Raw genomic sequence first — 17793 nt, forward strand, 5'->3', positions numbered from 1 at the left:
GGAACCTCTATTTCTCGCGGTCGCGGTCCGCCCAATCCTCGCTTTCGTGGCCCGTCAGCAGGTGCGCTAATCGAGTCTGGCCAGTGTCGACTTGGCCAGCGGCGGGTTCTTGGCCAGGTATTTCCGGATTCCCGAGAAAATCGCTTCGGCCATCTTGTCCTGGTAGGCGTCGTCGTTCAAGCGCTTCTCCTCCTCGGGATTCGAGATGAAGGCCGTTTCGACGAGGATCGACGGGATGTCGGGGGCTTTCAACACCGCAAAGCCGGCCTGCTCGACACTGGCCTTGTGCAAGCGGTTGATGCCGCCGAGTTCGCCGAGTACCGCCTTGCCAAGCTTGAGGCTGTCGTTGATCGTCGCCGTTTGCGAGAGATCCAGCAACGTGCGGGCCAGGATCGGATCCTTGACGTCGATATTGACGCCACCGATCAGATCGGCGGCGTTCTCCTTCTGCGCCAGATAGCGCGCGGCCGAACTCGAGGCACCGCTTTCCGACAGGACGAATACCGACGACCCGTTCGCATCGGGCCTGACAAAGGCATCGGCATGGATCGAAACGAAGAGGTCGGACTGGATTCGCCGGGCTTTCTGCACACGCGCGTGCAGGGGAACGAAGAAGTCGGAATCGCGCGTCAGCACGGCGCGCATGTTCGGCTCGGCCTCGATCTTGGCACGCAGGCGCTTGGCCACCGCCAGCGTGACGTTCTTCTCATAGCTGCCGCCGCTGCCGATGGCTCCCGGATCCTCGCCGCCGTGCCCCGGATCAAGGGTGATGGTGACCAGGCGATCGACGACTGGCCGGCCCTGTCGCTTGGCTGCCGGCTTCTGCTCGGCGACCTGCTCGGGCTTCTGGCTGGCTTTCGTTTCCACCACCACCTCGGGTCGGCTCTCGGTCTTGATGGCGGGCCGGGTCTCGACCAGCGCGGGTCGCGCCTCGTTGCCGTCAAGCAGCGAGAGCAGCGGATCGGGCGGGTTCAAGGGATAGACGTCGAGCACCAGGCGATGCCCGTAACCGCCAACCGGCGGCAGGACGAAAACCTGGGGATTGGCCTCGCCCTTCAGTTCCATCACCAGGCGCACGACACCCGGCTTGTAACGCCCGGCGCGCAGCAGTTTGATGTTTGGATCGTTGGGGGCCACCTTGTTGCCGAGGCCATCGAGGACATTGTTGAATTCGACACCTTCGAGGTCGACCACCAGACGTTCCGGGTCCTTGACGATGAAGTGTGTGTACTTCAGCGGTGCGGTATGTTCGATGGCCACCCGCGTATAGTCTGCCGCCGGCCAGATGCGTACCGCGAGAATGCCCGTGTTGCGATTGGTGGCCGCCTGCGACAGCGGAGTGACCGTGAGAAACAGCGAAGCGCCGGCCAGCTTGATCAGTCGGCGGCGTCCGGCAAGCCGCTCTTCAGCATGTTCAGACATTCTTGCCCCTTCTCGCTACACGCGACGAACTCCAGTGTCCGCCCCGGCTCGGCAAACTGGAAGCGAACGACGAGATCTGGCGCTGGCCCGTATTCGGCAGCCTTTTCGGGCCACTCGACCAGGCAAATCGCATCGTCACGGAAGTACTCGCCAAGCCCTGCATCCAAGAACTCTTCTGGAAAGTTGAAACGATAGAAATCAAAGTGATACCAGTATATCCTCGAAATCACATAAATTTCAACCAATGTGTAGGTAGGGCTTTTGACCGGCCCGGCATGGCCGCATGCGCGCAACAGCGAACGAACGAGGGTGGTCTTGCCCGTGCCGAGGTCGCCGTCGAGCCAGACGACCACGCCAGGCGCCAGCGCCGGGGCCAGGTGGCGACCCAGTCCGCTGGTCGCCGCTTCGTCCGGCAGGTGCAGGGTGAGTGAGGACTGGTTATGATCCGGGCTATGCAAGAAAGTCACTCCCAAACAGGTGGCGACGTCGGCCCGGCTGACGAGCGCGCCGAAAACTACGCCTACGCCGCATTGGCGAGAAGGATCAAGGATTGGGGACAGGAACTCGGCTTCGCCGCGATTGGCATTGCCGGCATCGACGTGACGGCGGCGACTCCGTGGCTGCGGCGCTGGCTGGCGCTGGGCCGTCACGGCGAAATGCATTATATGGCCAAACACGCCGGGCTGCGGGGCGCACCCGAGCGGTTGGTGCCGGGTACGCTGTCGGTCATTTCGGCCCGCCTGGCGTACTGGCCGGCCGCTGCCGACGCCCGACAGGTGCTCGCCGACGGCGACCAGGCCTATGTCTCCCGCTATGCGCTTGGCCGCGACTACCACAAGACGGTTCGCCAGCGACTCCAGAAACTCGCCGATCGGATCCGGCAGGCAGTCGCGGCGCTCGATCACGGCGAGCCCTTTGCCTGCCGCGTGTTCTCCGACTCGGCACCGGTCCTGGAAACCGAATTTGCCTCCAGATCGGGGATCGCCTGGCGCGGCAAGCACACGCTGTCGCTGACACGCGGCGGTTCGTGGCATTTCCTCGGCGAGATCTACACCAATCTGCCGCTACCGCATGACGCCGCGGTCGCTGATCACTGCGGCGACTGCCGGCGTTGCCTCGAGGCCTGCCCCACCGCGGCGATCGTGGCACCGTATGAGGTGGACGCCCGCCGCTGCATTTCCTACCTGACGATCGAATTGCCGGGCGCCATTCCCGTCGCGCTGCGGCCGCTGGTCGGCAACCGCATCTACGGGTGCGACGACTGCCAGTTGTACTGTCCGTGGAACCGCTTTGCGCGCCTCGGCGACCGCGATTTTGCCGTTCGCAACGGCCTCGACGCCGTGCCGTTGGCGGAGTTGTTCGCGTGGAGCGAAGACGACTTCGGCCAGCGGCTGGCCGGCAGCCCGATTCGCCGGATCGGGCACGCGCGCTGGCTACGCAACATCGCCGTCGCACTCGGCAACGCCGCCAGTTCGCCGGCGATCATCGCGGCGCTGCGCTCACGACTGCAGGACCCGTCACTGCTGGTACGCGAGCACGTCGACTGGGCGCTCGCGCAACACGCCGCCAGAGACCAGCCAGCCGCGCCGGCCGGCCGCTGACGAAGAATTCCACGCGTTGGCCTGCCCCGAAGCGCTCCACGCGCGCCGGGACGCTTGGACAGGTCGCCAGCTCGCTCACATGTTGGGATAGTTCGGCCCACCGCCGCCCTCGGGTGCCACCCAACGGATGTTTTGCGTCGGATCCTTGATATCGCAGGTCTTGCAATGCACGCAGTTCGAGGCGTTGATCTGCAGGCGCGGGCCGCTAGCTTCGTCGACTATTTCGTACACCCCGGCCGGGCAGTAACGTTGTTCAGGCGATGCGTATTCCTTGAAATTGACCGCTATGGCCTTGCTGCTGTCGAGCAGTTGCAGGTGGACCGGCTGGTCTTCCTCATGTGCGGTATTGGACATGAACACCGACGACAGCCGATCGAAGGTCACTTCGCCGTCCGGCTTGGGATACTGGATCGGCTGGAAGCGCGCGGCGGGCTGAAGCTGTTCGTGGTCGCTGGTCCTGTCCTTGAGCGTGAAGAACATCCGCCCGCCGAACAGATTCTGCTGGATCCAGTTGAAGGCACCGCCGAGAAAGGTCCCGAACTTGTGCAGCGCCGGCCCGAAATTGCGCGCCTGATGAAGCTCGGCATAGAGCCAGGAGTCCCGGAAGGCCTGCGCGTAGGCGACCAGATCGCTACGCCCCGAATCGCCTGCGTGCAGTGCCGCACCGACCGTCTCGGCGGCGAGCATCCCGGACTTCATCGCCGTGTGGATGCCCTTGATCTTGGCGAAATTGAGCGTCCCGGCGTCGCAACCGAGCAGCAAACCGCCGGGGAACGTCTGCTTCGGCAGGCTGTTGAGCCCACCCTTGGTAATGGCCCGCGCGCCGTAGCACAGGCGCTTGCCGCCTTCCAGGTATTTGTGGATTTCGGCCTGCGACTTGAAGCGCTGGAACTCCTCGAAGGGCGACAGATAGGGATTGGCGTAGTTGAGATCGGCGATCAGACCGACGACGACCTGATTGTCTTCCATATGGTAGAGGAAGGAACCACCGGTGGCGCCGTGCTCGCTGAGCGGCCAGCCGGCACCGTGAACGACGAGCCCCGGCTTGTGCTTGGCCGGATCGACCTGCCACAGTTCCTTGATACCGATGCCGTAATGCTGCGCCGTCGCGCCGGCGGCGAGATCGTACCTGGCGATCAACTCCTTGCCGAGCTGGCCGCGTGCGCCTTCGGCAAACAGTGTGTACTTGCCGTGCAATTCGATTCCGGGCTGGAAACTATCCTTCGCCTCGCCCTGCTTGTCGCGTCCGAGATCGCCGGTCGCCACACCCTTGACCGAGCCGTCCTCGTGGTAGAGCACCTCGGCGGCGGCAAAACCCGGAAAGATCTCGACACCGAGGGCTTCAGCCTGCTCGGCCAGCCAACGGCAAAGCGTCCCCAGGCTGATCACGAAGTTGCCCGTGTTATGCATCGGCGTGGGGACGGCAAAACCCGGCAAGCGGGTCGCTGCGCTCTGGCTGCGATAGAGGAAGACCTGGTCCTCACTGACCGGCGTGTTCACCGGTGCTCCTCTCGCCTGCCAGTCGGGAAGCAGCTCATCGAGCGCCCGGGTCTCGAACAACGCCCCGGAAAGGATGTGCGCCCCCACCTCGGAACCCTTCTCGAGCACCATGACCCCGAGGTCGGGATTGATCTGCTTGAGACGAATCGCCGCACACAGACCCGCCGGCCCGGCGCCGACAACCACTACGTCATACTCCATCGCTTCACGTTCCATCGCAACTCCTCAAGGTTTTCTCTGAATCGGTCCGGACCCGCCCACAGGTCCAACGAACCAGGCAGATCGTTCACGCCGCACAGCCAACAACCCCACTACCTACCGGCGTATACCGCAGCTAGGGAGTTCGGTCAAGCGGCTGGCGACGGCGAGGCATCTCGCCACTGCAAGCGGGACGATTCGAAGGACGACAGGCGGCCACGCCGAATCCAGATCAAGTGGCGCCGCAGCACGTACAACAGCCGACTCGCGCGATTCTGCCGCCTGAGCGACACACCCGCGCATCGAGAAACCGAAGTAAGGCCGTGGTCCTTTCCCGCCCAGGCACGACACTTGGGCGGCAAGCAAAAATAACTTGAACAATACGAGTTATTCGTCATTTTTCCGGGGTATCAACCGGTAGTTCCATTCGCCATGAAACGCGTCGCGCTCGATAGCAAGTGAAGCAAGCTCTTCGTCGGACACCTTGATTCCCGACGTATAGGCGTTTTCATCGATCGCAGCCTGGATTCGCAAGCCTGTCTCGGTTGTCGTGTTACCGATCAGGTTCACCACCACCTGTCGACTGACTAGCGGTCGTCCGCGCCAATTCGCGGTGATGTGGCAGAACATGCGATGCTCGATCTTGTTCCATTTGCTGGTTCCGGGCGGGAGATGACAAACCTGAACCGTCAGGCGCAGTTCATCTGCCAGCTTTTGCAACTCCCTTCGCCATAGACGCACGCGATAACCGTTGCTGCCACCGCCGTCCGCGGTGATCAGCAGACGGCGAGCATTCGGGTAGGTCACCTGTCCCATTTCACGCCACCAGCGCCGGATGCTTTCGACGGCAAATTCGGCGGTATCGTGGTCGATGCCGACACTGACCCAGCCCGTATTGGTGGTCAAGTCATAAACTCCGTAGGGCGCGACCTTGCCGAGTTCACGGTCAATGAAGTCATGAACCCGGACTTCTTCTGGCTTTCCCTTGGGTTGCCACTCTTTGCCGCCATTCTTGAAGTCGCCGATTAACTCTTTCTTCTTGGTGTCCACCGAAATCACCGGATCGCCTGCCGCCTGATACTCCGCAACAGTACGGGCGATGTGGCCGAACTGGGCATCGCGGTCCTCATGCTGCCCACCCTCTCGCGTCTTTCGCGTCGATTGCAGACTGAAGCCCGCCAAACTCAGCAAATCACAAAGGCTCCGCTGGCTGACCGTGTGCCCCTGCCGCCTCAGTTCTTCGGCCAGGCGATAGGTGCTCTTGCAGGTCCAGCGCAGCGGCGACATCGGATCACCACGCGTTGTCGGCTCCACCAAGGCGTCGACATCGCTCAGCAAGCTGGCATCCTTGTCAATCAGCCTCTTTCGCCCCCCGCCTACCGCTCGCGCTCGGAGTTGCACGCCTTGCTCCCCAGCCGAAACTGGTGCGTTCAGTTCACTCAAACCCGCATGAATCGTCGTGCGCGACAGGCCAGTCGCCTTGGCGACCAAGGTGACGCCACCACGCCCCAGGCTTCGTGCCTCCGTCGCCGCCCAAAGGCGAAGCGTGGCCTCATCCAGCCTGCCGCACAGCGCTTGATACTTGGCTTCTATGGCTAGCTCTTGCTCCATGCTGAAACCATAGGCCAATCACCACAAATGTTCAAGTTATTTTTGCTTAACGCCTTACGTTGTCTTAGCTTTGGGGCTGCTCACTCGGTCTCCAGTTCGTGTTTGACACAGGCACGGGGTAAGCCGCGCATAACCGAAGCAGGCAACGGCGTGACTTTCTCCCGTCAGATCGCTCCGATGCTCGGTGCAAAAAAGCAAACCCCGCCGAAGCGGGGTTCCGTCCGTGCAACAACTTCTCAGACTGCTATGCGATCTGCTGCTTCCTTCGTCTTGTAAGTCCCAATCCAGCCAAGCCGAACCCAACAAGCGCAAGAGAAGCCGGCTCCGGAACCGGAACCGCAGCTACCGAGCCAATGATCACTCGCCCGGTCATCTGCTGTGTCTGTGCGAAGAAGCCCGCACTGTTAGGACCGATATTCTCCGCAGGGGGAGTCTCACCGTTACAAGTGGTATTCCCGGCACCTAAGCACCAATAATTCATGCCTGAGTTATCATCATTCTGTGAGGTCAAGTTGAGAAGACCAGATGAGCACGGTCCACGTCCGTGATGGACTTCCCTGCCTGCCTGATCAAGCCGGGTGATGTTGCGGGGGCGACCCCCCTCGGGGAGCTTGAACAAACGCGCCCTTTGGGGGAATCTCTGGTTTGCGCTCCAAGAGACCATGCCAGTGTGCCATGCCCTATTGCAGGATCCTCATTTTTTTAGCTGGTTGCTGCGCGTTGACGCGGAGTTGGCGGGCGAAACGCGAGCGGGAGGCTGCGCCTGCGGCGGTGTTCTGCACCGTGCCGACTACCCACGCAAGCCGCGGGGGTGCCCGCCGGAACGGTACGCCGACTTTGCTCGGCGGTTCAGCTTCTGCTGCAGCGATTGTCGTCGTCGGACGACCTCGATGTCGGTACGTTTCCTGGGCCGGCGCGTCTATCTGGCGCTGCTGGTGGTGCTCGGTTCTGCCCGGCATGCCGGGCAGAACCCCGGGGCGGCGAGGCTGTCGGCGACACTGGCGATTCCCTTGCGTACCCTGGAACGTTGGCGGCAATGGTGGAAAGACCAGTTCCCGCTGAGCACGCTCTGGCAAGCCTCGGGCGCGCGCTTTATGCCGCCGGTGACGGAGCGCTTTCCGACCCGTCTGCTGGAATGTTTTGTCGGCGACGCCGCAGAAGCCATGGGGCATCTCCTCGTCTTTCTGACGCCGATCACGGTCCGACCGAGCGCGTTGCGTGGGGGTCGCTGATTTCCCGCAGAGGATGGGGATAGGCGACATCTGCCAGGGCTTGTAGGCTTCCCTTCCCGTCCTGGTGCCGCCGGTGCCGACGTTCTGGAAGCCCCTCTTGACCTCTTCTCACGATCCCCTCAAACGTGATCGCTGGGCGCGCCTGCGCTTTGCGATCGTCGGCCCCTTGCTGGCGGCGCCGCCCGCCGCCGGCGAGTTATCCCCGGCACTCCTCGCCCTGTCGACCAAGTCCTGGCGGCATCCGGTCTCCGGACTGGACGTCTGCTTTGGCGCCTCGACCATCGAGCGCTGGTACTACGCGGCCCGGAAGGCCACCGATCCGGTGGCCAGTCTGCGCAATCGCCTGCGCAGCAACCTCGGTCGCTTCAAGAGCCTCTCCCCCGTGGTCATCCAGATCCTGACGGCGCAGTATCACGAGCATCCGGGCTGGACCGTGCAACTGCACTTCGACAATCTGCGGGTCGCCCTGGCCGGGACCGACGCGTCGCTGGCGTCGTATCCGACGATCCGTCGTTACCTCCAGACGCAGGGGATGTTTCGCCAGGCGTCGCCCAAACGGACGACCGCCGGCGCGCTGCTGGCCCGCGACCGGCTCGACCGGCTGGAAGTCAGGAGCTACGAAGTCGACTACGTCAGCGCCCTTTGGCATCTCGACTTCCATCATTGCTCCCGCAAGGTCCTCACCCGCGCCGGCCTGTGGGTCAAGCCGCTGCTGTTTGGCGTCATCGACGATCGCTCGCGGCTGGTCTGCCATCTGCAGTGGTATCTCGACGAGACCGCCGAGAGTCTCGTGCATGGCCTGTCGCAGGCCTTCATGAAGCGCGGCTTGCCACGCGCCCTGATGACTGACAACGGCGCCGCCATGCTCGCCGAAGAGACCGTCAGCGGTCTCGCCCGTCTGGGGGTCGTGCATCAGACGACCCTGCCGTATTCGCCGTATCAGAATGCCAAGCAGGAATCGTTCTGGGGACGCATCGAAGGGCGTCTGATGGCGATGCTCGAAGGCGAGGACGTGCTGACGCTCGACCTGCTCAATCAGGCCAGCCAGGCCTGGGTCGAACAGGAGTACCACCGCACGGTGCATTCCGAGATCGACACCACCCCCTTGGCGCGCTATCTCGCCGGACCCAGTGTCCACCGGGACTGCCCGGATACGACGACACTGCGGGCCGCTTTCCGGATTGAGGTCGCGCGCCGCCAGCGGCGTGCCGATGGCACGATCAGTCTGGCCGGGACCCGCTTCGAGATCCCCGCCGCGTATCGCCACCTGCCGGTGGTGCCTCTGCGCTATGCCCGCTGGGATCTGACGCACGTCGACCTCGTCGATGTGCGCACCGGCGCCGTGCTTTGCCCGCTCAAGGCGCTCGACAAGTCGGCCAACGCCGATGGGCAGCGTCGGCGCCTCGCACCGGTCACGACGACGGCGCTGGTGCCACCGTCCACCGGCATCGCGCCGCTGCTGCGCCAGCTGCTCGCCGACTACGCCGCCACGGGCCTGCCGCCGGCGTATCTGCCGTCCGACGACCAGGAGCCGGCATGAACCCGCGGCTCCTCGCCCTCTACGGGCTGAAGTGGAATCCCTTCGCCGCCGAATTGCCGATCGAAGCACTCTTTGTTCCGCCCCGGATCGAGAACTTCTGCTGGCGAATCGAGCACGCCCAGATCCGCGAAGGCGGCTTCGCGATGATTCACGGCGATCCGGGTACCGGCAAGAGCGTGGCCTTGCGCCTCCTGGCCGACCGTCTGGGGCGCCTGGCGGATGTCAGCGTCGGTGCGATCAACCATCCGCAGAGCAATCTGGCCGATTTCTATCGGGAAATGGGCGACATCTTCGCCGTGCCCTTGCGCCCGCACAACCGCTGGGGGGGCTTCAAGGCCCTGCGTGAGGTCTGGTTCGCGCATCTGGAAACGACCCGTCGCCGGGCGGTGTTACTGGTCGATGAGGCGCAGGAGATGAGTCCGGCGGTCCTCGGCGAGTTGCGCCTGCTCGCCAGTGCCCGTTTCGACTCGCAGCCGCCCCTGTGTGTCGTACTGGCCGGCGATGCACGTCTGATCGAGACGCTGCGCCGCGAGGACTTGATCCCGCTCGGTTCTCGTATCCGTACCCGCCTCGCCACCGAGTATGCCTCGCGAGACGAGTTGCTGGCCTGCCTGACCCATCTGCTGAGCCACGCCGGCAACAGCAGCCTGATGACCCCGGCGCTCGCGCACACGCTGTGTGATCACGCCGCCGGCAACTACCGCATCCTGACCACGCTCGCCGCCGAACTGCTCGCCGCCGCGGCGCAGCGGGAGTTGCCGCAGCTCGACGAGAAGCTCTACCTCGAGGTCTTCGCGTCCCCCGAGGCGCCCTCGCGGCGTCGCGTGGGGGCCGGCCGGTGAGGACTCGCCGGGCAGGCGACTCGATGGTGCGGTTCGTGAATCGCCCCCAACGACCCGGGGCAGTAGCTCCGAGCGAAACGACGCCTGCGAACCTTGGGAGGCACGACCGCCGAGCGGCTGTGTTCTGTCGTGACCATCACCCGAACCGGAGGAGAAGATGACCGACCCCTTGGTGACCGTCCCGAAAGGAGGTCGCCCACCTCAGGGCGAGCGCGCGATGACGGACAAAGAGCGCAAGCGTGCCCAGCGCCTGCGCGACCGACGAGCGGTCATTGACGCCATCGGCAACGAGACGGACGCGCCACTCAAAGCGCTGCTGGACCTCCTGGGGCGCGTGGAGGGGTCCGAAGCGGCTCGCCATTCCGCCCGACGGGCCTGGCTGGCTTTCGGTCAGCGGTACGGATTCCGGACGGTCACGGAATGACGAGAGGCAACCGGAACCCCAGAAGGACGCTCCGGTCGGCAGGCGTTGACGTGGCACCTTCAACGAAAACGCTGACGGCAGGGGTCGCTCTTTGACCCGAAAAGGGGTCAAGAGGACCGTGGAATAAATGGGCGGGCTTCATCGCCCGTTTATGCCGCGAAAGCCTCTTGACGCCTTGCAGGGTCCCGATGCTGGCGAGCAGTTGCCGGGAACAACTTGTTCATCCCGGCGGCTGCCTCGCGGCGAGCGCGGGGTCTGGGGCGGAGCCCCAGGGTTCGATTGCGAACGATCATCCCTACAAGACATCGCCGTACCTGAACATCAGAACATCAAATCGGGTGATCACACTCAACCAGAAAGCAAAGAGCGCGGGGAGGGTCAGTTCTCACATTCATACACTTGCCATCACTGCTCGGGCGAAATGTTGGAATGTGAGAACTGACCCAGCCTCCGGGTCGCAAGGCGTTGGCCGCGGCGCTTGCGTCGGTCTGCGCGGGCGCCCAGCGCCGAGGCGGCGGCGGAGTTCGACGCCTTCGAGGCGGGCGCCCTGGCGGACGGCTGGCTTGGCACGCCGATTGAACCGCAACCGATGTCGAAATTTCTTACATACATGACCCGACAGCACCGACCCGTCCTCAAGTCGGACAACAAGCTGCAGCCGTATCACCGGAAATTTCTAAGTAAATTCAATGGGTAGAAGAATCAGGCGCCTTGGCTGGCACGCGGATTGCTTCTTAATGTGTGCGTTTTGCGTTGCGGTTCTTCGACCCAATCGCTGGCGGAAAGTCATCGGTCCTCATCGTCCCTCTATTGGAGAAAACAACTATGTTCAGTCCATTCACTTCGGTCCTGAGATTGGGCCAATTCCTGGCAGTATCCACAGTGGCGCTGGCGTCGACGGCGGTGTTCGCCGACACCATCTCGCCGGCCAGCTTCGGCGCCACGCTCGGCGTGGGCGATAGCGTCACCGTCCGCAAGACGGTGGTCGTTGAGTCCACCGGTCCGACGGACGCCTTGGTCGACGTCCACTTCCTAATCGACACGTCGGGAAGCATGGGCTCGCAAGTCTCTGCGGCCAAGCTCGCGGCCGAGGGCCTGTTCACCGGCTTGAAAGTCAAGTTTGGTGACGTTTCGGCGGGCGTCGGAGTGTTCTCCGAGGGTGCCTATCTCGCCCCCGGTCTTCCGGCCAACGGCCGCGCCGTCATCGGTACCGGATTGACTACTGACGTCCCGACCTTCGTGACGAACGTGGGCACGGTGACCCTCAACGTTCCGGACGGCGGCGGGGACTTCCCCGAGTCTGGCTATACCGCCATTTCGCTGGCAGGCGGCGATCTCGCCTGGCGGACCGGGTCCAACCGCTTCATGTTCGTGTTCACGGACGCGACGGCCAAGGGTAGCCTTGCCGCTGCTCAGGCCGCGCTCGCTGCCGACGACATCTCGCTGGTGGCGCTGGCCTACAACAGCGGGTTCACTTCCGTGAACTCGTCCTACGGCGCGCCGCTCGGAGGCACCGTGTACGCAAGCAGCACGAGCGTGGCAGACATCATCAAAGATGTGACCGATGGCATCACTGCCGGCTTCGCGAAATACACGAAGGTCACCGTCGACGACCTTGGCTTCGGCATGCCGGAGATTGACGTCGACACCGTTTGCGTGTCCGCCGATATCGGCACCTGCTCGGGTGCGTTGGCCACAGGTGACTACGATCGCTCGAAGGACCGCACCTTCGAGTTCGACGTCACGTTCAAGCGGACGGCCGCGGGCGACAAGGCCTTCTTCACCTCCGCGCTGGTGAATGACGGCATCGTCGCGCGCGAGCGCGATGTCTTCGGTGGCACTGTTCCCGAGCCTGCGTCTCTGTCCCTGGCGGCGCTTGGCCTGCTCGGCCTGGGGCTGGCCCGCCGGCGTCGCGGCGTGTAGAGTTCGGTTGCGGCGACGGGTTCAGTCGAACCGCCGGTCGCCATCGAGAAAAAACCGGCACCGCAAGGAGCCGGTTTTTTTTGGCCGCTCGATGCCGAACGCGCTACTTGGCTTCGATCTGTTGCAGCGTAACCGGTAACTACACGGCATCAGCCGCTATTTTGCCCAAGCTGGCCAGTGGCGAGCGGAGCGGGGTGGCAGCGAAGAGCTTCTTCCACATCCGGGGCGTGAGTTCCGGGACACGATTGGCCGGATGTTGGCCGACACGCTGGAGCACATCGACCAGGTAGTCGTAGGGATTGATGTCGTGCAGTCGACAGGTGACGATCAGGCTCTGGAGGATGCCGACGTGCCTGGCCCCCAACTCGGTCCAGCAGAACAGCCAATTGCGACGCCCCATCGGAATCGCCCGCAGAGCGCGTTCGAGGTGGTTGGTGTCGATCGGCACCTCCGGATCGGAGAGATAGACTTCCAGCCCGCCTCGTCGCTCGCGGGCATACGCGAGTGCTTTGGTCAGCGGGTTGCTCGGTAGCAACCCCTGGGCTTCGAAGCGCTCATCGACCCAGGCGAAGAAGCGCTCGACGATCGGTTTGGCCTGCGTCTGACGCTCATCACGCTTTTGGACGCCTGCGAGCTTCTTCTGCGGCATTATGGAGCAGCCACCCCACTCGTCCGCCGGGCTTGGCGACGCCGCCGCCCCTGTTCTTTCTGGCGAGCTCATTCTGTGAGCCTATAGCGCCCTACACTGCGGCTCATGCCCCAACCCCATGAGCCCGTGCGATGAGTTTACATTTCCTCCTGAAAGCCAAAGCCCGTACCCTGTCCGTGGTTCAGGTCCTGGCGATGAGTGACGACGACGCGTTTACCCTGTTCCGCGAGGTGCGCTGGGGCGACGGGGATGAAGTGGTCTGCCCGCACTGCGGCATGGCGCGCCGGCACTACTTTCGCCCGGCCCGCAAGATTTGGCGTTGTGCGGGCTGCCAGGAGGATTTTTCGGTCACGTCTGGAACGATTTTCGCCTTCCACAAGCTGCCGCTGCGCCTGTACTTGGCGGCCGTTATCCTGTTTACCAACGCCGTGAAGGGCATTTCCGCGCTGCAGGTGGGTCGCGACCTGGGCGTGTCCCACAAAACTGCCTACGTGCTGTTGCACAAGATCCGGGAGAGCCTGCTGGTGGGCCGGGAGGAATCCGCCCTGCAGGGCGAGATACACGTGGATGGCGCGTATGTCGGCGGGAAGGTCCGGCCGGAGAACAAGAAGGAAGACCGGGTGGACCGGCGCCTGGCGGAGAATCAAGACCCGGACAAGCGCTGCATCCTGGTGATGCGTCAGGCGCACACCGAGGCGGAGGTAGAGGCCGGCAACGCCGGGGCCAAAAAGACGCTGACCTTCATCGTCAAGAATGAGAACCAGGCCGACCTCGGCAAACTGGCGCCAGCCTACATCGCGCCAGGTGCGGTGATCTGTGCCGACGAATCGGACGCCTACGACCGGCTCCCTGCCAAGTACGCGGTTCGCCGGGTGAACCACGGCAAGGAGTACCGCGCCGATGACGGCACGACCAACAACCTGGCGGAATCGTATTTCTCTCGCTTCCGCCGTTTCCACATCGGCCAGATCCACAAGGCGGCTCCGAAGTACCTCGACAACTACGCCAACGAGATGGCCTACCGGGAAGACACCCGGCGCTGGAGCAACGGCGACATCTTCCGGGACATCCTCGGCAAGTGCGCCCGTGCCCTGGTGAGTCGGGATTGGTGTGGGTACTGGCAGGGCAACCACCGACTGGGGGAAAGCCTGGTGGTGTGAAGGCGTCAGGCGACCGCCCAGGTGGCGCCGTGCCCGTCACGGCCTGCAGGGATCAGGGTGCCGGTACGCTCCAGGCGATGCACGACGCCAATGGCGTTCTTGCGCATCTGCTCGATCATGATGGTGGTCGGTTCCAGTCCCCGACGTGCCACCAGCGCTTGGCCGATCTGGCGGCTGCTCAGCGCTGCGCCTTGAGCCTCGCGGAAGATGTCCAGAACCAGGCGTTGGCATTCCCCCGGCCGGAAGAAACGGCTCCGCATCCGGTGGGCCTTGGCCCGGATCGTCCGCAGGTCGATTTCCGGGGAAAACAGCTTGAGGGTGGCGTCAAGGTGGGCCAGATCATCCGCCAGACGATCCATTTCCTTCTGATGATGCTCGATCAGCCCAGCCAGTTCGGCGCGCTTGCTGATCAGGGCCGTAACCACGTGGCTCTCCGCCATGAACAATGCTCCTGTTCGTTCAAAACAAGAGAATTTTCGCCGGGCTGAGCGTCAGCCGCTGGGGGTGGCTGCTCCATAATGCCGCGAAAAACACTGTTGGCGCGCGCAAAAAAAGACTCAAGTGATGGGTCAGTTTTCGCGAGCGAAAATGGGTCCGTTTTGATGAGCGTTGAGGTTCCGCCGAACAGTCGCTTCAAGGGCTACCAGGATTTCGTCGTACAGGAGCTCCGGATGGGGGTGCACAACACCCGGTATCGGCTGGAGCGCTGGGTCACCCCGGAGGGCGTGAGCTTGATCGGCCAGTTGCCTGTCGAGATCGGTGGTGTGCACTTCGGCCCGCAGCTGCGCGCCTTCATCCTGTACCAGTACCACCATGCGCATGTGACGCAGCCGCTCTTGCTTGAGCAACTGCAGGAGTGGCAGATCGCTATCTCGGCCGGGCAGCTCAGCGCGTTGATCACCGACGGCCATGGCGAGTTCCATCGCGAGAAGGACGCGCTGCTGCAAGCGGGGCTGCAGCGCAGCCGGTACGTTCATGTGGACGATACCGGGGCGCGCCATCAGGGCAAGAATGGGTACTGTACGCATATTGGCAACGAGCGCTTCGCCTGGTTCGCAAGTACCGACAGCAAGAGTCGGATCAATTTCCTGGAATTGCTCCGTGCCGGGCACGAGGCCTACACCCTGAATCCGGCCGCGCTGGCCTACCTGGCCGAGCACCAGCTGCCGTGCGCCCAACTCCAGGCACTCACCGCGCTGGCACCGGCGGTATGGACGGGTCAAACCGCCTGGCAGGCGGTCTTGGCTCAGCAGGCCATCACCGATCCGCGCCATGTTCGCCTGGTGACCGAAGGCGCCTTGCTCGGTACCGTCGTCGCGCGGGGCGCCGCCCCCGATCTGGCGATCCTCAGCGATGATGCCGGGCAGTTCGATGTGCTGACCCATGCCCTGTGCTGGATCCATGCCGAACGCGTGCTGGCCAAACTACTCGGCTTCAACGAGCCGCAACGCCAGGCGCTGGCCTCGGTGCGCAGCGAACTGTGGGCGATCTACGATGCGCTCAAGGCGTACAAGGAAGCGCCTGATGCGCTCACCGCGGCCGCGATCGAAGCCCGCTTCGAGAAGCTCTGTGCCACCCGCACCGGCTATGCCAGCCTCGACCGGGCCCTGAAGCGAATGCGCCGTAACCAGGAGGAGTTGCTGCGCGTGTTGCAACGTCCCGAGCTTCCCCTGCACAACAACCTCAGTGAGTCGGATATCCGCGACTACGTCAAGAAACGCAAGATCAGCGGCTCGACCCGTAGCGAGTCCGGCCGCCGCTGCCGCGACACCTTCGCCAGTCTCAAGAAGACCTGCCGAAAGAACGGACTGTCCTTCTGGCAATACGTTCAGGACCGCGTCTTCGGCTGGCATCGGATTGCTCCCCTGGCGCAGTGGATCTTCGAGGCCACGCCGACGGGGGCGAAGGTTCCCGTTCATGGCCCCTGAAACGGCGTCCGCTCGCTATTGCGGGCGCTTCTTCAGCACCGCTGAGCTCGACCAGATCCGCCGGCTGATCGCAGCCAATCCTGCCGCCTCGCGCGCCCAGTTGTCCCGGATGGTCTGTGGCGAGCTCGGCTGGAGCCGCGAGGACGGGCGGCTCAAGGAGATGAGCTGCCGCGTGGCGATGCTGCGCATGCAGACCGATGGCTTGCTGCACCTGCCGTCGCCGCGCAACGGTAATCACAACGGCAAACCTTGGCACCGTCGTACCGCGCTGGCCGAACCCGATGCGCCCCTGCGCGCCGACGGCCCGCGTAGCCTGGGCACGCTGCAACTGCGGCGGGTCAGCCATCGCGCCGAATCGCAGCTGCACAACGAGTACATCGACCGCTACCACTACCTCGGCTATCAACCGCTGCCCGGTGCCCAATTGCGCTACTTCGTTCGCGCCGGCGGACGCCTCGTCGCGTTGCTCAGCTTCGGGGCTGCCGCCTGGAAGACTCAGCCGCGCGACCATTACATCGGCTGGACGCCTGCGCAACGCCAGGAGAACCTGCACCGGGTCGTGAACAATGCTCGATTCCTCATCCTGCCGTGGATCGAATGCAAGAATCTGGCCTCATCCCTCCTGGCTCGCGCTGCCCGGCAGATCAACACCGATTGGCCAATCCAATACGGTTACCGGCCGCTCTTGCTCGAAACCTTCGTCGAGCAAGAGCGCTTTCGCGGCACCGCCTACCAAGCGGCCAACTGGATCTGCCTCGGACAGACCACCGGACGCGGCAAGCTCGATGTTCACCACCAAGCCCTGCTGCCTATCAAAGCCGCCTGGGTCTATCCGCTCGACAGGCACTTCAGACGGGTGCTCTGCGGGTGAGCGCGTCGCCCCGATACCAACCCAGAGCCATCCTCATGCCCGGGGTTTTTGAGAAGTTACCTTATTGGCTCGCAACCAATTGATTCAGTTATGGGTTTTCTGGGCCTTGTTAAACATGGGTTAAGCAGACCGTCTCGTTGAATGCGGCGACGACCCAGGCGACGATCAATACGCTGAGCGCCGGCGGCGGCGGCGACACGCCCGAACTGGGCTACGACGGCGTCAGTGCCGCTGCCACCGGTGGTGGATAGCGCCCCGGCTCCAACCGTTTCATCACCGCCTTGGGTGACGCGCCATTCAAGAGCAACCCCGGCGGCGCCACGGAGGCCAGTACCAAAGCCGCGCTACTGGCGACCAACGCCAAGCTGGTTGGTATCCGGTTCGACAGCGACACGTCGTTCGACGCCAGCATCACCGGTCTGGGTGGTAGCTTGTTCACGTCGGCTTCCACCCCTGACGCCATCGCCGCAGCGATCACGGCCGGCATCACGGCCGGCTTCGCCAAGTACACCATCACACCATCGTCACGGTCGACGACGTCGGCGGCGGCGCGGGAATCATCGATGTCGACACCAAGTGCGTGTCGGCCGATACCGGTGCGTGCGTCGGTGCCGATGCTGTCGGTACCTACGACCGCTCGGTGGAACGTACCTTCGAGTTCGACGTGACCTTCACGCGTCTCGCCGGTGGCGACCTCACCTTCGACACCTACGCCATCGTCGACCGCGGCATCGTCGCGGCGGAACGCGACACCTTCACGACTCCCGAGCCGGCCACCCTGGTTCTTATGGGTGTCAGCCTTCTGGGCATCGGTGCAGCGCGTCGTCGTCGCACTTCCTGAAAGAGCACTGGATCGAGTAGGGGACGGAGTTACCCCCGTCGCCCTCTCACA

General features: G+C 63.7%; 15 protein-coding genes and 2 pseudogenes. 10 read left to right on the forward strand and 7 right to left on the reverse strand.

Annotated features, from left to right (window positions below; all coding sequences use genetic code 11):
• Nucleotides 1-66 precede the first annotated feature (66 nt).
• Together CAP2UW1_RS15675 and tsaE are read right to left on the reverse strand one after the other, a co-directional pair.
• Nucleotides 67-1422, reverse strand: coding sequence for an N-acetylmuramoyl-L-alanine amidase (locus CAP2UW1_RS15675; protein WP_015767601.1), 1356 nt, complete (start codon nucleotides 1420-1422; stop codon nucleotides 67-69).
• Complete coding sequence (gene tsaE / locus CAP2UW1_RS15680) at nucleotides 1377-1889, reverse strand: tRNA (adenosine(37)-N6)-threonylcarbamoyltransferase complex ATPase subunit type 1 TsaE (RefSeq protein ID WP_041567871.1); 513 nt, start codon at nucleotides 1887-1889, stop codon at nucleotides 1377-1379. Before tsaE ends, CAP2UW1_RS15675 begins: the two co-directional genes overlap by 46 nt.
• On the opposite strand from tsaE, the gene queG reads away from it, so the two are divergent.
• The gene (gene queG, locus CAP2UW1_RS15685; protein WP_291912632.1) at nucleotides 1875-3023 is read left to right on the forward strand and encodes a tRNA epoxyqueuosine(34) reductase QueG; all 1149 of its coding nucleotides are present in this window, start codon (nucleotides 1875-1877) and stop codon (nucleotides 3021-3023) included. The genes tsaE and queG overlap by 15 nt on opposite strands.
• Before the next feature lie 75 nt (nucleotides 3024-3098).
• Here queG and CAP2UW1_RS15690 read toward each other — a convergent pair whose 3' ends face one another.
• From CAP2UW1_RS15690 to CAP2UW1_RS25645, 3 genes and pseudogenes are all read right to left on the reverse strand, one after another.
• Complete coding sequence (locus CAP2UW1_RS15690) at nucleotides 3099-4739, reverse strand: electron transfer flavoprotein-ubiquinone oxidoreductase (protein ID WP_015767604.1); 1641 nt, start codon at nucleotides 4737-4739, stop codon at nucleotides 3099-3101.
• A 369-nt stretch (nucleotides 4740-5108) separates the two neighbouring features.
• The gene (locus tag CAP2UW1_RS15695) at nucleotides 5109-6332 is read right to left on the reverse strand and encodes an ISAzo13-like element ISCap1 family transposase (RefSeq protein WP_015767605.1); all 1224 of its coding nucleotides are present in this window, start codon (nucleotides 6330-6332) and stop codon (nucleotides 5109-5111) included.
• Nucleotides 6333-6576: 244 nt separating this feature from the next.
• Nucleotides 6577-6681, reverse strand: a pseudogene (locus CAP2UW1_RS25645) (PEP-CTERM sorting domain-containing protein); the annotation flags it as partial.
• Between the two features lie 541 nt (nucleotides 6682-7222).
• Here CAP2UW1_RS25645 and CAP2UW1_RS26165 point away from each other — a divergent pair.
• The 5 genes from CAP2UW1_RS26165 (at nucleotide 7223) to CAP2UW1_RS15725 (ending at nucleotide 12293) form a co-directional block, all read left to right on the forward strand.
• Nucleotides 7223-7564: a hypothetical protein gene (locus CAP2UW1_RS26165; RefSeq protein ID WP_291914316.1), complete on the forward strand. Its 342-nt coding sequence runs from the start codon at nucleotides 7223-7225 to the stop codon at nucleotides 7562-7564.
• Nucleotides 7565-7661: 97 nt separating this feature from the next.
• Nucleotides 7662-9104, forward strand: coding sequence for a DDE-type integrase/transposase/recombinase (locus CAP2UW1_RS15705; protein ID WP_015767607.1), 1443 nt, complete (start codon nucleotides 7662-7664; stop codon nucleotides 9102-9104).
• Nucleotides 9101-9946 carry an ExeA family protein gene (locus CAP2UW1_RS15710; RefSeq protein WP_015767608.1) on the forward strand — a complete coding sequence of 282 codons (846 nt, stop codon included), beginning with the start codon at nucleotides 9101-9103 and terminating at the stop codon, nucleotides 9944-9946. Before CAP2UW1_RS15705 ends, CAP2UW1_RS15710 begins: the two co-directional genes overlap by 4 nt.
• 157 nt (nucleotides 9947-10103) lie before the next feature.
• On the forward strand, nucleotides 10104-10370 hold the full coding sequence (locus tag CAP2UW1_RS15715) for a hypothetical protein (RefSeq protein ID WP_015767609.1): 267 nt from the start codon (nucleotides 10104-10106) through the stop codon (nucleotides 10368-10370).
• 825 nt (nucleotides 10371-11195) lie between these two features.
• Nucleotides 11196-12293 carry a PEP-CTERM sorting domain-containing protein gene (locus CAP2UW1_RS15725; RefSeq protein WP_015767610.1) on the forward strand — a complete coding sequence of 366 codons (1098 nt, stop codon included), beginning with the start codon at nucleotides 11196-11198 and terminating at the stop codon, nucleotides 12291-12293.
• A 139-nt stretch (nucleotides 12294-12432) separates the two neighbouring features.
• Here the strand turns inward: CAP2UW1_RS15725 and CAP2UW1_RS15730 are convergent.
• A pseudogene (locus CAP2UW1_RS15730) lies at nucleotides 12433-12927 on the reverse strand (IS66 family transposase); the annotation flags it as partial.
• A 146-nt stretch (nucleotides 12928-13073) separates the two neighbouring features.
• Between CAP2UW1_RS15730 and CAP2UW1_RS15735 the strand changes: the two are divergent.
• Nucleotides 13074-14102, forward strand: coding sequence for an IS1595 family transposase (locus tag CAP2UW1_RS15735; RefSeq protein WP_015767612.1), 1029 nt, complete (start codon nucleotides 13074-13076; stop codon nucleotides 14100-14102).
• Between the two features lie 5 nt (nucleotides 14103-14107).
• Here the strand turns inward: CAP2UW1_RS15735 and CAP2UW1_RS15740 are convergent, their stop codons facing one another.
• Nucleotides 14108-14542, reverse strand: coding sequence for a hypothetical protein (locus CAP2UW1_RS15740; protein WP_015767613.1), 435 nt, complete (start codon nucleotides 14540-14542; stop codon nucleotides 14108-14110).
• 162 nt (nucleotides 14543-14704) lie between these two features.
• On the opposite strand from CAP2UW1_RS15740, the gene CAP2UW1_RS15745 reads away from it, so the two are divergent.
• From CAP2UW1_RS15745 to CAP2UW1_RS15760, 3 genes are all read left to right on the forward strand, one after another.
• Nucleotides 14705-16030, forward strand: coding sequence for an IS66 family transposase (locus CAP2UW1_RS15745; protein WP_015767615.1), 1326 nt, complete (start codon nucleotides 14705-14707; stop codon nucleotides 16028-16030).
• The gene (locus CAP2UW1_RS15750) at nucleotides 16020-16901 is read left to right on the forward strand and encodes a DUF4338 domain-containing protein (RefSeq protein ID WP_015767616.1); all 882 of its coding nucleotides are present in this window, start codon (nucleotides 16020-16022) and stop codon (nucleotides 16899-16901) included. Before CAP2UW1_RS15745 ends, CAP2UW1_RS15750 begins: the two co-directional genes overlap by 11 nt.
• Nucleotides 16902-17481: 580 nt before the next feature.
• On the forward strand, nucleotides 17482-17742 hold the full coding sequence (locus tag CAP2UW1_RS15760; protein ID WP_015767618.1) for a PEP-CTERM sorting domain-containing protein: 261 nt from the start codon (nucleotides 17482-17484) through the stop codon (nucleotides 17740-17742).
• Nucleotides 17743-17793: the final 51 nt, after the last annotated feature.

Origin of the sequence: Candidatus Accumulibacter phosphatis, from assembly GCF_000024165.1 — a bacterium.
GTDB classification, from domain to species: Bacteria; Pseudomonadota; Gammaproteobacteria; order Burkholderiales; family Rhodocyclaceae; genus Accumulibacter; species Accumulibacter phosphatis.

Excerpts from the sequence above, each read along its gene's own strand:
- CAP2UW1_RS15675 (WP_015767601.1), bottom strand. The coding sequence starts at position 1,422 with ATGTCTGAACATGCTGAAGAGCGGCTTGCCGGACGCCGCCGACTGATC.
- queG (WP_291912632.1), top strand. The coding sequence starts at position 1,875 with ATGCAAGAAAGTCACTCCCAAACAGGTGGCGACGTCGGCCCGGCTGAC.
- CAP2UW1_RS15690 (WP_015767604.1), bottom strand. The coding sequence starts at position 4,739 with ATGGAACGTGAAGCGATGGAGTATGACGTAGTGGTTGTCGGCGCCGGG.
- CAP2UW1_RS15695 (WP_015767605.1), bottom strand. The coding sequence starts at position 6,332 with ATGGAGCAAGAGCTAGCCATAGAAGCCAAGTATCAAGCGCTGTGCGGC.
- CAP2UW1_RS26165 (WP_291914316.1), top strand. The coding sequence starts at position 7,223 with ATGTCGGTACGTTTCCTGGGCCGGCGCGTCTATCTGGCGCTGCTGGTG.
- CAP2UW1_RS15710 (WP_015767608.1), top strand. The coding sequence starts at position 9,101 with ATGAACCCGCGGCTCCTCGCCCTCTACGGGCTGAAGTGGAATCCCTTC.
- CAP2UW1_RS15715 (WP_015767609.1), top strand. The coding sequence starts at position 10,104 with ATGACCGACCCCTTGGTGACCGTCCCGAAAGGAGGTCGCCCACCTCAG.
- CAP2UW1_RS15725 (WP_015767610.1), top strand. The coding sequence starts at position 11,196 with ATGTTCAGTCCATTCACTTCGGTCCTGAGATTGGGCCAATTCCTGGCA.
- CAP2UW1_RS15735 (WP_015767612.1), top strand. The coding sequence starts at position 13,074 with ATGAGTTTACATTTCCTCCTGAAAGCCAAAGCCCGTACCCTGTCCGTG.
- CAP2UW1_RS15740 (WP_015767613.1), bottom strand. The coding sequence starts at position 14,542 with ATGGCGGAGAGCCACGTGGTTACGGCCCTGATCAGCAAGCGCGCCGAA.
- CAP2UW1_RS15745 (WP_015767615.1), top strand. The coding sequence starts at position 14,705 with ATGAGCGTTGAGGTTCCGCCGAACAGTCGCTTCAAGGGCTACCAGGAT.
- CAP2UW1_RS15750 (WP_015767616.1), top strand. The coding sequence starts at position 16,020 with ATGGCCCCTGAAACGGCGTCCGCTCGCTATTGCGGGCGCTTCTTCAGC.